The organism is Paenibacillus hebaui, from assembly GCF_051934385.1.
Taxonomy (GTDB): domain Bacteria; phylum Bacillota; class Bacilli; order Paenibacillales; family Paenibacillaceae; genus Paenibacillus.
This window is the reverse complement of sequence record NZ_CP196836.1, coordinates 2,562,452-2,577,424: the sequence shown is the minus strand read 5'-3', so window position 1 is coordinate 2,577,424 and position 14,973 is coordinate 2,562,452. Positions and strand designations below refer to the sequence as shown.

Sequence of the window (14,973 nt, the reverse complement as noted above, 5' to 3'; positions counted from 1 at the left end):
AGAATCGCTAAGGTTATTATGACAAGCCTGCTTGCTTCCTATGCACCAAATCATCCGATCATTGGACATCATGGTAAAACTTCAGCCAAAAGGTATGCAAAAAGCCCCCAACCATTAAGGCTGGGGGCTCGAATCGTCTGACTATTCCCGTGTGTTACGAGCTTATTTTGTTCTGTTGATACTGTTCAAGCGAGACCAATACTTCCCGTGGTTTGCTGCCCTCGTAAGGACCAATCACGCCCCGGGCTTCCATGGAGTCAATCAAACGTGCTGCACGGGTGTAACCTACTCGCATTCGACGTTGCAGCAGAGAAACCGACGCTTGCTTGGCCTCCAGAATAATCTGTACTGCCTTTTCATATAACTCGTCCTGTAATTCATCTTCTTCCTGAATGGAGTCGTCCACCTCAGGTACAATGGATTCGTCATACTGTGCTTCGCCTTGACCACGTACATAATTCACAATATTTTCGACTTCTTCATCACTCATAAAAGCACCTTGCACACGTACTGGTTTCGAAGCTCCCATTGGCATGAACAACATATCTCCACGACCCAACAGTTTCTCGGCCCCGCCCATATCCAGAATCGTTCGAGAATCCACCTGAGAGGATACACCGAAGGCGATCCGGGACGGTATGTTGGCTTTGATTACCCCAGTAATAACGTCCACAGAAGGGCGCTGTGTTGCAATAATGAGATGGATACCGGCTGCACGTGCCATCTGGGCCAAGCGAGCAATAGCGTCTTCCACATCACCTGCGGCAACCATCATCAGGTCTGCCAGCTCATCCACAATGACAACGATATAAGGCAGAACGGCGGCAGGATTGTCCTTCATCAGATTGTTGTAACCTTCAACGTTACGTGTGCCTGATTTGGAGAACAGCTCATACCTTTTCTCCATCTCAACTACGATCTTTTTGAGAGCCAATGAAGCTCTTTTTGGATCAGTTACTACCGGTGCCATGAGATGGGGAATGCCATTATAAACGTTCAGCTCGACCATTTTGGGATCGACCATCAGAAATTTAACCTCATTGGGTTTCGCTTTGTACAGGATACTTGTAATAATGCCGTTAATGCATACGGATTTACCTGAACCAGTAGCACCCGCAACCAACAGATGGGGCATACGAGCTAAATTACCGATAATCGTCTGTCCAGAAATATCTCGTCCAAACGCAATCGTCACTTTAGACTCGGCATCCTGGAAGGTAGCTGTTTCCATAACCTCACGCATCGTTACAACCGAAACCTCTCCATTAGGCACCTCAATACCAATCGCGGATTTCCCAGGAATTGGTGCCTCCATACGAATATCCTTTGCCGCTAACGCCAATGCGATATCGTCTGTCAGACTGACAATTCGGCTTACTTTCACCCCGATGTCCGGTTGAATTTCATACCGAGTGACGGCAGGTCCTCTGACGACTTCAAGCACTTTGGCACGAACTCCGAAGCTTTCCAAAGTAGCTTCCAGCTTGCGTGCTGTCTGCATATAATCCTTTTGGTCCCCACTCTTGCCTCCATTGTTCGGCTTGGACAGAAGGCGGAACGAAGGAAGTTTATACGGTTTCGGAGGAGGTGGCGGCGGTTTGACAGGCAGTACTTCCTGCCCCTCCGTGTCTGGAGAGCCCGTTCCCTGTGCTCCATCGCTCCGTGTGGAATCCCCATCCGGGATAACGTCAGAAGTGTCCATCACACCTGTACCCGCATTCTCTCCAGGCCACTCGTTGGTATCCACCAGTTCATCTGTAACTTTAATTGCAAGCTCGTCTGCCTGCGTTGTATCTGTAAGATCATCCGGGAAAGGATAGGCATCATCCAGATCATCATCCTTGCTCGTATCCTCAGCTCTGACATGTTCAAAGAAGTCACGGATAATCGGGGCAGAATTAGGTCTTGGTTGTGCGCCCACTTTCGAGGAAGCCTTTTTATCGGCTGCCGTCATCGGCTCATCAAGCCACGATTCTGTATGGTTTTCCTGCTCAGCACGATAGACGACCTGTTCCGTGTCTATAAATTCATCTTGATCCAATTCGCTGTCAGCCCTTGTCTGGCCTCGATCAGAGCCCCATTTTCCAAAAAGTTGGAAAAAGATGGGTGATTTCCGTTTTGGCAGTTGCTGACCTTCCATATCATCGTCATCATCTTCCTCAACGTGCACTGGAACAGGCACCACTTTGCGGGTATTTCCGCTCTTCTTGCCCGCAGAACTTGAAGAAGCACGTGCTGCTGGTCTGGACTCCAGCTTCTTATACATCGCACTACCTGCATCCCATATCTTGGTTCTGAAAATGCGAATCAGATCAACATAAGACAGATTGGTAATCAGCATGAAACTGATAATAAACATCACGATCATAATCAAGCGTGCCCCAAGGCTGCCAAACAGCCACAGGAACAAGACAAATTGTGCTGCACCGATGTAACCGCCACTGATATCCTTATTAAGCATGGAATCCCGTTCACCTGGCTTAGCAGGCGTCAGCAGCTCGGTTTGCATGTCGTTATGTACCTGTGTAATTACAGCACCAGGCTCAAGGGCTCCAACAGGAATGAGCTTCTGGTGCATAGCAGAGACGGTACTCATCATCGTTAAGGCAAACACCAACAGTACAAGGCCTGTCTTACGCGTGGTCCAACCGCTTGGCCATTTTCGGTGAATCATCACCATTAAGCCATAATAAATCCCGATGATCGGAATCGCAAAATAAAACTTGCCAAGCATTAATCCAAACATCTTGGAAAGCGAGCGTCCTACGGTTGCTTCACCCGACAGAGCTATAACTGCAAGGGTTATAAGCACAATCCCGTATATTTCATATTTTAAAACACCGCTAAATGCCGCAGTCTTTTTTTTCTTTTTTTTTCCTCTGGTCAAAATCAGGTCACCCCCAGAAGAATATTATACCATACAAATATAATCCGTACATATGTTCTTTTCCTGCTCTATTTGTCTTATTTCGTCGTGTTATGTTGATCCCGGGTTACCCGAAAGCGGAACGGTAGAACCGGGCATATTCGCAGGATTCAGATAAGCTTCCAGGGGACAATCAAGCAAACGTACGATGACAGCTTCATTTTCATTCACAGGTCTAACCTGCATCAATAATCCGTTCATCTTGATCTCCCGAGTATCTTCCCCCTCTTTCCACATTCCCGACCAAAGTTGTTCAGGCGGCATGACCGTATAGAGTGTCATTGTGTATAACCTCCTGCTTGCAGCATCTGTCTCTTGTCTCCCATGAGCTGATTCAATTGGGCAATGGCCTGTCCTATCCCGCCTACCGCATCCATCAATCCATATTTAACCGCATCTGCGCTGCCTACAGCCGTGCCGATATCCCGATTCAATTCCCCAGTCTTAAACATCAGTTCTTTGAACATTTCTTCAGAGATATTTGAGTGAGAAGTCACGAATCGTACTACCCGTTCCTGCATCTTCTCCATGTACTCAAATGTCTGAGGCACACCAATGACGAGTCCGTTCATACGAATCGGATGGATCGTCATCGTTGCACTTCCCGCTATCAGAGAATAGGTTGAAGCTACGGCGATTGGAACCCCGATGCTATGCCCTCCTCCAATCACGACAGTAACCGTAGGCTTGCTGAGCGAAGCAATCATCTCGGCAATAGCCAAACCCGCCTCTACATCTCCTCCCACCGTATTCAAAATGATCAGAATGCCCTCAATGCGCGAGTTTTGCTCTGCCGCAACCAATTGTGGAATGATATGTTCATACTTTGTTGTTTTATTTTGCGGAGGTAAAATTAAATGTCCCTCCACCTGACCGATGATGGTCATGCAGAAGATATTCGATTCCCCTGCCGGGGATTGCGTTTGTCCAAATTGCTGTATGGCCTCCGTGACAGGAGACATCGCCTTTTCCTCTTGCACTGGCATATCGGGTGCTTCAACCTCTGGCTGATTCGATCTTGATGTCTGCTTGTCATTTGTGTGTTTATTCAATCTATCCATCCCCTTATCCAGAAAATTAATGTATCTCCTTAGTATGGGGAATGTTCCAGCTGCCTTATACCCGTTGTTCGTCAAAATCACCACAATATGAATTCCTCTTAAAAAAAACAAAAAAAGCCCCTTCTCTACGAGGAACCGTCCAATATTACTCGTAGAGAAGGGGCGACTGTGTGCCTGATATATTATTGTTTGTTTTATTTTAAACTTCCATAATGATTGGCAAAATCATCGGTCTACGACGAGTTTGCTCATATAAGAAGCGTCCAAGTGCATCTTTAACATTGGTTTTGAGTGAAGCCCATTCGTTAACATTCTCACTCATCAACTTCTGCAATGTGCTGCTTACGATGCGATTTGCTTCGTCTAGCAGTCCTTCTGATTCCCGTACGTACACAAATCCACGGGAGATGATATCAGGACCGGAAACAATTTTGCCATCCTGTTTGCTCAGTGTTACTACGACAACCAGAATACCATCTTGTGATAACAATTTGCGGTCACGCAATACAATGTTACCAACATCGCCTACACCCAAACCGTCGATCAGTACGTTACCTGCAGTAACTTTACCTGCCTTACGTGCTGCTCCGTTTTGAATTTCAACGACTTCACCGATATCCGTGATGAAGATGTTTTCCGGCTCAACACCTACAGATTCAGCGAGAACCGCGTGGCGGCGCTGCATACGGAATTCACCGTGGATCGGCATGAAGTATTTCGGTTTCATCAGATTAAGCATCAATTTCAGCTCTTCTTGGCTACCGTGACCAGATACGTGAACGCCACTGTTAGCACCGCTGTAATGCACGTTAGCGCCCAAGCGGAACAGTTCATCAATCGTACGGCCAACATATTTCTCGTTACCCGGAACTGGCGTTGCTGCAATGATCACCGTATCACCAGGCAGGATATCTACCTTGCGATGAGTGGAACGTGCCATACGTGTCAATGCAGACATCGGCTCGCCTTGGCTTCCTGTGCAGAGAATCACAACACGGTCAGCAGCCATTTTGCCTACTTCTTCCGGTTCAATAATCATGCCATCTGGAATTTCAAGATAACCGAGTTCCGAAGCAATTCCGACCACATTTACCATGCTGCGTCCAATGACAGCAACTTTACGTCCAGTCACTTCAGCGGCGTTGATAACCTGTTGGATCCGGTGAACGTTGGAAGCAAAAGTTGCTACAACCACACGTTGACTTGCTTTGCGGAAGATATCCTCCAGAACGATACCCACATTTTTCTCCGAAGGTGTAAACCCTGGTTTCTCTGCGTTGGTACTGTCGGACAAGAGGGCAAGTACCCCATTGGTTCCGATCTGAGCCATACGCTGGAGATCTGCATATTGACCATTGACTGGAGTATGGTCAAATTTGAAGTCACCTGTATGAACAACAGCACCTTCCGGTGTTTCGACACATACGCCGACGGAATCCGGAATACTATGGTTAGTAGCGAAGAACGATGCTTTCAGCGTAGAACCCAGTTGAATCTCGGAATCAGCATCAATCAGAATACGTTTTGTGTCCCCCAGCAAATTGGCTTCTTTCAGCTTGTTCTCCACAAGTCCAAGAGTAAGCCTAGTCCCGTATACTGGAACATTCAGGTGTTTGAGAACATATGGCAGACCACCGATATGATCCTCATGTCCGTGAGTTAGAATAATCGCTCTTACTTTGTCACGGTTTTCAGTCAGATAAGAAATGTCAGGAATGACAATATCAATTCCGAGCATATCTTCTTCCGGGAATTTAAGACCAGCATCTACGACTACAATGTCGTTGGCGTATTGAATGACGTACATATTTTTACCAATCTCGCCTACGCCGCCCAATGCAAAAATCATCAGTTTATCGTTGTTATTTTTCTTAGACAAATGAATCTAAACCTCCTATGGTAGTTGGACGTCGTACCTTATTATTTATTGTAAGTTAAGAAAAGCAGTCTTTACATCCATGCCCATACATCGGAATGAATGATAAAGAACACCTTTATTCACGATATCTGGAAGAAGTTCTTCGAAGTTAATCCCTTCACCAACGAGTTGGATTTGAAATGATCCTTCTTAGCCGTTCCTTCCTTTTTCACCGCAAAGCTCCATCACTAAAACGATGTTGCTTTCAATTTCAAAAAAATACCGCACCCAGTCACTTGACATCATTATACATGATTAAAAACAAAAAAAACAAGTCACTCTCTCGTTATCCTACAGGTTTGCCTCCCGTAGCGAAATGAAACCTTACCATCATCGATAAAAAAAGAACCACTGCCTCTTAAACTGTACCCTATGTAAAGGACATTTCTAAAAAAGACCTACATGGCCCGAAGAAGGTGATCTCTGTATTCTACAGGGGTCATCCTTTTTAAGTTCCATTGGTATCTGTAGTGGTTGTAGTAGGTCATATATGATTTAATTTCTCGTTTGACTTCTTCCAGTGTGGTGCAGTCCTTCAGCAATACTTCATCCTTAAAATGACCAAAGAACGACTCCTGCGGAGCGTTATCCCAGCAGTTCCCTCGTCTGGACATGGATTGTCCAAAGCCCATACGTTTCACTTTCTTCTGAAAATCCGGATGGGTATAGTGGGTACCTTGATCCGAATGAATGAACGCGTCTTTGGTCTTCTTCCATCTTCGATTCTTCTGTAAGTGAAGCAACGTATTTGTCGCGAGATCCATGGTAATTCGTTCCGACACATGGTAAGCCAGAATTTCATTGGTGGAGCTGTCCTTGATGGTGGACAGGTAGGCTCGTTTCCCTTTTCCATAAGTTAAGTAGGTAATATCGGTTAGAAGCACTTTGCCCGGCACGCCCTGTTTGAAGTTACGTTGTAACAAGTTAGGCACGGTCCGATGTTCGTGGGTCGCCTTCATCATTCGCTTGTACGGATTGGCCTTTCGAATAGGACATACGATACTATATTTCTTCATGATTCTTCGGATTCGCTTGAGGTTCCAGACGATTTGAAACTTTCCCTCCAGTGTCATCTTGATGGAGCGTGCACCTTTGTAGCGCTTTTTAAAATGGAAGGCCCGGCTGACGTGAACGCGCAACTCTTCATCGGCCTGTTCGCTCCGATGGCGTCTGTGGATGGCTGGAGCGCTAAAGTAGCGGTAGTAGCCGCTTTTAGAGACACCTGCGACCTCGCACAAAACACTCACCATCCGCCTTAGATGGTATTTCTGAATCACGAATCGAATCAATCTGTATCGAAGACCAGGCACTAGTTTTACTCGTGGTTCCACCCCCGTTCGGCCATCCGAATCTTTTTTAAGAGTTCATTCTCTGCTTGGAGCAAACGAATCTGCGCTTCGAGTCTCGCGTTCTTCTCATCCAAGGTTAATTCTCGCTTTAAAGGTCTTCCTGAATGCTTGCCTCTTGCATCGTGTAAACCTAAATCGCCCTGCTCTCTGTATCTGGCTCTCCACCGTTTGGCAGCGGCTTCGATGCGAGTCATTCCAACGATCTCCGCATCCAACCCACAGGACTCAAAAATGTCTCTGGGCGGCTTTCCTTGCTGATTCGATGCAATAAAGAGTTGCTTGAACTCGTCTGTATACGTAATCCCTTTGGTCGATACGGACTTTACATATGGGTTTTTTGAAAGTTGTTTCATTTCTCGATCTGTAAACATTTTTTTACTCATCAGCTTATCTCCATCCTCGTCTCGTTCGTGGCATACAACAAAAATACCCCATAGAGAGACTTTTTTCAAAGTGTCTACTCTATAGGGTACAGTTTATCTTGTACGAGGAGCGGTTCTTCTGCCATAGCTATGTGTTTACAAAAGTTAATAAAACAGTGCCGTATGCATAAGGTGCTAATGAAACAAACCCTCAATAAAGATTTGCTCATCCTCCGTTGGAGCTATGAGCGGCAGACGGACAGACCCCACGTTCAAACCACGCAACGTCAGCGCATACTTCACGGCTACCGGGTTCGGTAGAGGCTGTGGGCACTCGAACAAACCTTTGTACACCGGAAACAACTGCTGATGTATCTTAGACGCCTGTAAAGGTGCGCCACCAATGAAAGCTTCAATCATTTGTTTCATTTGCGCACCTACCACATGACTCGCCACGCTGACGATGCCGTAAGCTCCTACAGCAATTGCAGGCAAGCCGGAAGCGTCATCTCCCGAGTACACCTTGAAATGCTCCGGAGCTCCAGCGGCAATCTGGGTTACTTGCTCTAAAGATACACATTCCTTCGTTGCCACAACATTAGGGATCTGTGCCAAGCGAAGTGTTGTTGCAGCAGACAGACTGGCTGCCGTACGTCCAGGAACGTTGTACAACATAATCGGCAATTTCGTTGCATTGGCAATGGCCTCAAAATGTTTGAACATTCCTTCTTGACTCGGTTTGTTGTAATAGGGAACAACCAATAAAATGCCATCCACACCCGCAAGTTCGGCTTCCTGCGTCAGATGAATCGAATGTGCTGTATTGTTGCTACCCGTTCCGGCTATAACTTTACATCGTCCAGCAGCATGTTTCACTGTGAATTTGAATAGTTCTACTTTTTCATTGTCGCTAAGCGTAGGAGACTCACCTGTTGTTCCGGAAACAACGAGCGTCTCAGACTTTTGATCTGCAATCAAGTAGTCTATAAGACGTGCTGTTTCCTCCCAATGAATCTCTCCTTGTTCATTGAACGGAGTGACCATTGCTGTAATCAATCTTCCAAAGTCCAATTCGATTCCTCCTTCAGAACAGGTCTCGTTCGTATTGCTACAGCTTTTTACAAATGAAGTTCGAATGAGGCGTGAAGTGCCCTTAAGGCCTGAACCATGTCTTCTTTTTTCACAAGTACCCAGATCGTTGTATTCGAATCTGCCGATTGCAGAATCTGGATGTCAGCCAGTGTCAATGATTCCACGATCCGTGCCATTATGCCTGGCACACCATTGATTCCTCCGCCTATAACGGAAACTTTAGCACAACCAGACAGACTCTGAGGTTTGAGACCAATCTCCTGCAATACCTGTATGGCCTTCTCGGAATCACTGTCAAACACCGTATAGACAACTCCCGATGGGGTAACATTAATAAAATCTACGCTTATCGAATTTTCAGCCATTGTCTTGAACACTTTCAGCTGCAAACGATCTGCACCGCCGGGTACATCCACCGTAATTTGCGTTACATTACTTACATAGGCAATCCCGGTTACATAACGGTCAACAATGCCTGTCTGCACATCCTGGAACCCTTCCGGATGCGTAACCAGCGTCCCCTCACTGTCTGCAAAGGTAGACCGCACTCGCATTGGAATTTGGGATTGCATTGCAATCTCAACTGCACGAGGATGAATGACCTTAGCCCCTTGATGTGCCATGTTACAAATCTCGGCATAACTCACGACCGTCAACGCACGTGCGTCCTCTACAATGCGCGGATCAGCGGTCAATATTCCGTTTACATCCGTATATATATCTACCATTTCAGCGCGCAATGCTGCACCGAGGGCTGTCGCTGAAGTATCACTGCCTCCACGACCCAGCGTTGTAAAGTCTCCGTTCTCCGTCTGACCCTGGAATCCGGTAACAATAACAACACGCCCACGCTGGAGCTGCTCCAGCACACGAACAGGACGGACATCCAAAATTCGGGCATTCCCGAAATTGTCGTCCGTCACAAAACCTGCTTGCGCACCGGTCAGCACTGTAGTGGGGATACCTTCATGTTCCAGCAAACTGCTCAACGTTGTCGCAGATATTATTTCACCGCAGCACAGCAATAAATCCTTTTCACGTGCAGATATTGCATTTCCGTTCTGTGCAGTCCAGTCCAGCAACGTATCGGTAGCATAAGGCTCGCCGCGGCGGCCCATCGCTGACACAACGACGACCAGATTCAATCCTGCTTCAAGTTCACGTTTAATGTGACGGAGCACGTGCTCTCTCGCCTGAACGGTGGAGAGAGACGTGCCTCCGAATTTCTGTACCATGATGCGCATCTTTATTCCTCCATTTGTGTACGCAAGAATACTGGACACGGGTCGAATCAACAAATAGATCACCCTAGGGAGCGTTCTGATGCGATTAGCTCAGCAAATGATACGGTATTCCATGCCGTTCCTTTTTGCTGGTGGTCTAGGACAATCCACAAAAAGGTGGCGGTTGTTATCGATATCACGACGCACGTTCCCAATGCACGTCCCACTTGCCCGACCTTGCCGTTGCAAGCAGGAATGCCCTTTTATACCAGGAACACGGACACAGTAGCTGTTCAAACCAGCATATCGTCCCCCATGATTTTCCTTGTCTCTCGAACCCTCTTCATTCCTTCTAGCGTCTTACCATTATCCCCGTAACTTTCGTATTGCAGAGTCGTTTATAAACCCACGCTGATACATGACGGACCCTTATATCATCATGCCTGTGCAGAACGCTCCACAATCATTGGCTGCAGCTGTCTGCCTTCCAGTGCACTCCAGCAGGTCTCTGGAATCAGCTCCATTTTGGCGACTAACGAATTCGGTTTTTTTACCGGATCATCCTGCCCAAACGGCACAAAATACAAATATTTGGCCACAAGCAATTTGGCGATGTTCGCAGCATTCAATCCAAGACCATCATTTGTGGAAATGGCAAGCACCAACGGACGCTGATTACGCATCTGTGCTTTGGCTGCCATCAACACCGGAGTGTCGGTCATCGCATTAGCCAGCTTGCTCGTTGTATTCCCTGTGCAGGGAGCGATCACAAGCACATCGAGCAATTTGGATGGCCCTAACGGCTCTGCCTCAACAATTGTAGAAATGATATCATTCCCTGTTATATCTTTCAACTGTTTTTGCCAATTTTGCGCAGTGCCAAAGCGTGTATCTGTCGTCAGAACTGAATTCGAAATAATCGGAACCACATTGGCCCCTTCAGTCACAAAGCGGCTTATCACCGGCATAACCTCTTCAAACGTACAATGAGAACCCGTAATTGCGTAACCTACCGTTTTTCCCTGCCAGTTCATTGTTCAACCTCCCGTGCGTTTTGTTCTTCCAAAAGCAAACGGATCAACGCGTCGGCAATAATGCCACCAGCCGTTTTGGGAGCAACAATGCCGGGGAGGCCAGGCGCAAGTAGCGCTTTGATACCGCGTTTTTCAGCATACCTGAAATCACAGCCACCAGGAGCGGATGCGAGGTCAATAATCACTGCTTTTTGCGGCATTCTGGACAGGATTTGTGCTGTGATTATCATAGTCGGTATCGTATTAAAAAGCAAGTCAACTGCCCCGGTTTGAGCGGCCAAATCCGTTGTCATGAAAGGCTTCCAGCCCATAATAGCAGCGCGAGCAACATCCTCTCCCCGCCTGATTCCCACCCGTACATTTGCCCCAAGTCCCTGCAATGTTTTGGCCATTGTGAATCCTGTTCGACCTAAGCCAAGTACGATGCATTCCGAGCCGTGGATCGTGAAGTCCGTCTCCCGAATCGCCATGGCAATGGCACCCTCAGCCGTTGGAATGGAGTTGTAGAGTGCGATATCATCACGATCGAGTACTTCCACAAGTCGCAGGCCATTTTCCCGGCAAAGTGCACGCAAAAACGGCTTCGCCATTCCTGTGAACACGATGCAATGCTCCGGCAATGCCGCAACATGTTCCTTTTTCAAAAAGATCGGTGTGTCACTGAACGAAGTACTTACTTTCCCCTGATCATCACAACCAACAACAGGAAGCACCAGCACATCTGCCGAAGCAAACACTTCGTCCTCCAGTTCCTGGTGTTCGATACCCGGAATGGAGCGCTCCAGTTTATCAAAACCCACTACACTTACCGTTGCATCCAGCTCAGTGCATTTTTGAATGACTTCAAGCTGCCGCGCATCTCCACCCAGGACTACAATCCGGACTCCGGTCAGCATCGGGACGTCACTCCTTTCACCACATGTATGCCTTATCGTATGCAGTGGCCCACGGGTGGGTGAAAACAATAAAATCTCCCCATCGTGTGAAGTGTTGTTCCCTTAACTCCTCCAGAAATACAAAAAGCCGCCCCTCTATGGGACGACTCTTGGAGACCATGTTCAGTTAACCACAAAGATGGAACCTTCATACAAAAGTTCTATTGGACCGTTTGGATACGGGGTTATTTCCCGGTATGACCAAATCCACCCTCTCCACGTACGGTTTCCGACAATTCAGCTACCTCAGTTAACTCCACTGCTGGAACCGTTTGGAACACGATTTGGGCAATGCGCTCTCCGCGTACAATCGTGAACGGCTCTTGACCGAGATTGATCAACAGAACCTTAACTTCACCGCGATAATCCGCATCAATGGTGCCAGGTGTGTTCAGACAGGTAATTCCATGTTTGAAAGCCAAGCCACTGCGTGGACGGATCTGTGCTTCCAGTCCAGCCGGCATGGCCATCGCAAGTCCGGTAGGGATCAGCGTACGCTGACCCGGCTGCAGCACAACATCTTCCTGAAGTGCAGCTACCACATCAAAGCCGGATGCCAGCTCGGACATTTTTTGTGGCAATTTAATATCTTCATTGCCCGGTAATTTCTGTATTTGAACGTAATGCAACAAAATCATCCCTTCTCAATCCAGCGATCGTCTTATCAGAAGCGCCAACCATGGCGAGTGCGAACGGCTCGGCAAACATCAGGTCGAGTACCGCATTGATATCGTCCATCGTTACTTGCTCAATTTTGGCAATCATTTCATCTAGCGTATGGTGTCTTCCCAGCATCAGCTCGTTTTTACCCAGACGATTCATCCGGCTGCCTGTGCTTTCCAAACTGAGGATCAGACTACCCTTCAGCTGTTCTTTTCCTTTACGCAGTTCATCCTCAGACAGGCCGTTTACCGCCAGATCGTGCAGGACCTCTTTGGTCAGATCCAGTACTTCCTTCGTCTGTTTAGGCGCTGTACCCGCATATATGGTGAAAAGTCCGCTGTCCGCATGAGAACTATGATAGGAATAAACGGAGTAAGCAAGGCCACGTTTCTCACGAATTTCCTGGAACAGTCGGGAACTCATGCCTCCGCCAATGGCGTTATTCAGTACAACCATCGCGAACTGGAGTGGATCTCCGATTTTACATCCCGGGAACGAGATACAGATATGATTCTGTTCCGTTTTCTTTTTGTGAAAGAGCTGTCCGCTCTGGAATGCCGGCATCGTAACTTGCTCAGCCACACCGTTCACATCAAAAGCACCAAAATGTTTTTCCATCAGATCGATTACACTGTCATCAATGTTTCCGACGATACTAATGACTGTATTTTCAATTGTGTAGTGCTGATTCATATATGCACGCAGATGGCTTGAATCCATCGCTTTGAGACGCTCTTCGGTACCCAGAATTGGATAAGCGAGTGGATGCTCTCCATATGCAGCCATGGCCATGAGATCATGAACCATGTCATCCGGCGTATCCTCATACATCGAGATCTCTTCCAGGATGACGTTTTTCTCCTTGATCAACTCACCATCATCCATTTTAGAACGGAAAAACATATCGGACAATACATCAACGGCTATCGGCAGATGTTCATCCAATACTTTGGCGTAGTAACATGTGTATTCTTTGGAAGTGAACGCATTCACGTTACCACCGATCGCATCGAACTGCTCCGCAATCGCTTTAGCGTCATAACGATCCGTTCCTTTGAACAGCATGTGTTCAATAAAATGAGATACTCCGTTGCTTACAGGCTGCTCATTACGAGAACCTGTCTTGACCCATATTCCGAAAGACACGGAACGACAGGTAGGAATCTGTTCCATGACTACTCTGAGGCCATTGCCCAGCTGAATTTTTTTCACGGTTGGCCCTCCTACATCTCTATAATTGCCTTGATCTCGATGCGACATCGAAATCGACATTTGGTTCCAACTGTTTGATATTAACAAAAAAACACCGTTCACTCAACCGCCGACGTTTTCACACGCTCGGATGATAACGTTTCACTAACTGTCCCAAGGGTAAGCCCCTTGGCTCGTATAGCCGAAATCATTTCTTTTAAGGCTCCTGATGAAGCTGCCGTTGGATGCATCAGAATTAATGTACCAGCTTCCGCATTTTTGGTGATTTTAGCCACGACAGAATCAGAACTCGGTTTGCGCCAATCAACGGTATCTAGCGTCCATAGAACCGTTTGCAGGCCCATGCCGGAGGCGATATCCACAGTCTGTTGATTGAAATCACCGGAAGGCGGAGCAAACCAATGATTTTCCACACCCAATTTTTGTTTCAGCAGATCCTGGGTTTTACTAATTTCTAGTTTTGCCCTTTCCCTACTCAGCCGACTCATATTGGGATGTGAATATGCATGATTGGACAGCTCATGTCCGCGCTTTTGGATTTCCTTGGCCAGTTCTTCGTTTTTGCTTAACCAGCTGCCATCCAGAAAAAAAGTGGCTCTGACCTTTTCAGCCTCAAGCGTATCCAGCATCAGGATAATGTACTCATTGCCCCAGGCCACATTAATCATAAACGATACCATGGGTTTTTCGGCATTTCCCCGGTAAATCGGATGAGCACCCAAATCCTTGAGCTGAATCTCAGGTTCTGTCTGACGATAGACATACGAGATCTTGGTATTCAACGTCCCGCCAAGCGCTTTGCGATACGTAGCCTCCACATCAATTTCAATGCCATTATAGCCAGGTATCGCTTTCCAAACCCGGTCCAATCTGGCATTTACCGGAGTGATCTTCGTTTCGGCTGCTTTATCTCGGATCGCCGATAACAGTGCATCTTCTCCAGTTGCCTCTTTGAACATATCAAATGCATTTTGCGTGCCTGGTCCATCACGGATTTCCGTAATGTATGTACGTACACTGCCCACTTGTCCGACCAGTATGACAGCTGCCATACCTACCAGAACAGCCGCCAGCTTTTTGGATTGGTTTCCCACAGCTCCATCCTCCCGCCGTCTTTGTCCCCATCATATGAGGACAAGGGCAAGAATATGAATAAAATAGCCTGTACATGTGAAGCATCCTATGAGCTTGTTCCACA

The 14,973-nt window shown here is 47.1% G+C and carries 12 protein-coding genes; all 12 read right to left on the bottom strand.

From position 1 onward, the window contains the following. Window positions 1-154: 154 nt before the first annotated feature. Window positions 155-2,887: a DNA translocase FtsK gene (locus ACR32F_RS11850; RefSeq protein ID WP_440118881.1), complete on the bottom strand. Its 2,733-nt coding sequence runs from the start codon at window positions 2,885-2,887 to the stop codon at window positions 155-157. Window positions 2,888-2,977: 90 nt separating this feature from the next. Then, on the bottom strand, window positions 2,978-3,208 hold the full coding sequence (locus tag ACR32F_RS11845; RefSeq protein WP_440118880.1) for a YlzJ-like family protein: 231 nt from the start codon (window positions 3,206-3,208) through the stop codon (window positions 2,978-2,980). Beyond that, window positions 3,205-3,912: a ClpP family protease gene (locus tag ACR32F_RS11840; protein WP_440119797.1), complete on the bottom strand. Its 708-nt coding sequence runs from the start codon at window positions 3,910-3,912 to the stop codon at window positions 3,205-3,207. Before ACR32F_RS11840 ends, ACR32F_RS11845 begins: the two co-directional genes overlap by 4 nt. Before the next feature lie 274 nt (window positions 3,913-4,186). Next, entirely contained in the window at window positions 4,187-5,866 is a 1,680-nt protein-coding gene (locus ACR32F_RS11835; protein WP_440118879.1) for a ribonuclease J, read from the bottom strand. A gap of 437 nt (window positions 5,867-6,303) precedes the next feature. Then, window positions 6,304-7,637 (bottom strand): IS3 family transposase gene (locus ACR32F_RS11830; RefSeq protein ID WP_440108848.1). Its coding sequence is split into 2 segments (ribosomal slippage): window positions 6,304-7,233 and window positions 7,236-7,637, totalling 1,332 coding nucleotides; the frame shifts between segments, so codons are not numbered across the junction. A gap of 174 nt (window positions 7,638-7,811) precedes the next feature. After that, window positions 7,812-8,687 carry a 4-hydroxy-tetrahydrodipicolinate synthase gene (gene dapA, locus ACR32F_RS11825; protein ID WP_440118878.1) on the bottom strand — a complete coding sequence of 292 codons (876 nt, stop codon included), beginning with the start codon at window positions 8,685-8,687 and terminating at the stop codon, window positions 7,812-7,814. Between the two features lie 47 nt (window positions 8,688-8,734). After that, on the bottom strand, window positions 8,735-9,952 hold the full coding sequence (gene dapG / locus ACR32F_RS11820; RefSeq protein WP_440118877.1) for an aspartate kinase: 1,218 nt from the start codon (window positions 9,950-9,952) through the stop codon (window positions 8,735-8,737). A 416-nt stretch (window positions 9,953-10,368) separates the two neighbouring features. Further along, window positions 10,369-10,965 (bottom strand): dipicolinate synthase subunit B, encoded by a 597-nt coding sequence (locus tag ACR32F_RS11815; RefSeq protein WP_440118876.1) that lies wholly within the window; start codon window positions 10,963-10,965, stop codon window positions 10,369-10,371. Then, complete coding sequence (gene dpsA, locus ACR32F_RS11810; RefSeq protein ID WP_440118875.1) at window positions 10,962-11,861, bottom strand: dipicolinate synthase subunit DpsA; 900 nt, start codon at window positions 11,859-11,861, stop codon at window positions 10,962-10,964. The genes ACR32F_RS11815 and dpsA overlap by 4 nt, the downstream gene beginning before the upstream one ends. A gap of 224 nt (window positions 11,862-12,085) precedes the next feature. Beyond that, entirely contained in the window at window positions 12,086-12,532 is a 447-nt protein-coding gene (gene dut, locus ACR32F_RS11805) for a dUTP diphosphatase (RefSeq protein ID WP_440118874.1), read from the bottom strand. Continuing rightward, window positions 12,492-13,775 (bottom strand): M16 family metallopeptidase, encoded by a 1,284-nt coding sequence (locus ACR32F_RS11800; protein WP_440118873.1) that lies wholly within the window; start codon window positions 13,773-13,775, stop codon window positions 12,492-12,494. The genes dut and ACR32F_RS11800 overlap by 41 nt, the downstream gene beginning before the upstream one ends. Window positions 13,776-13,873: 98 nt before the next feature. Beyond that, entirely contained in the window at window positions 13,874-14,869 is a 996-nt protein-coding gene (locus ACR32F_RS11795; protein ID WP_440118872.1) for a polysaccharide deacetylase family protein, read from the bottom strand. Window positions 14,870-14,973: the final 104 nt, after the last annotated feature.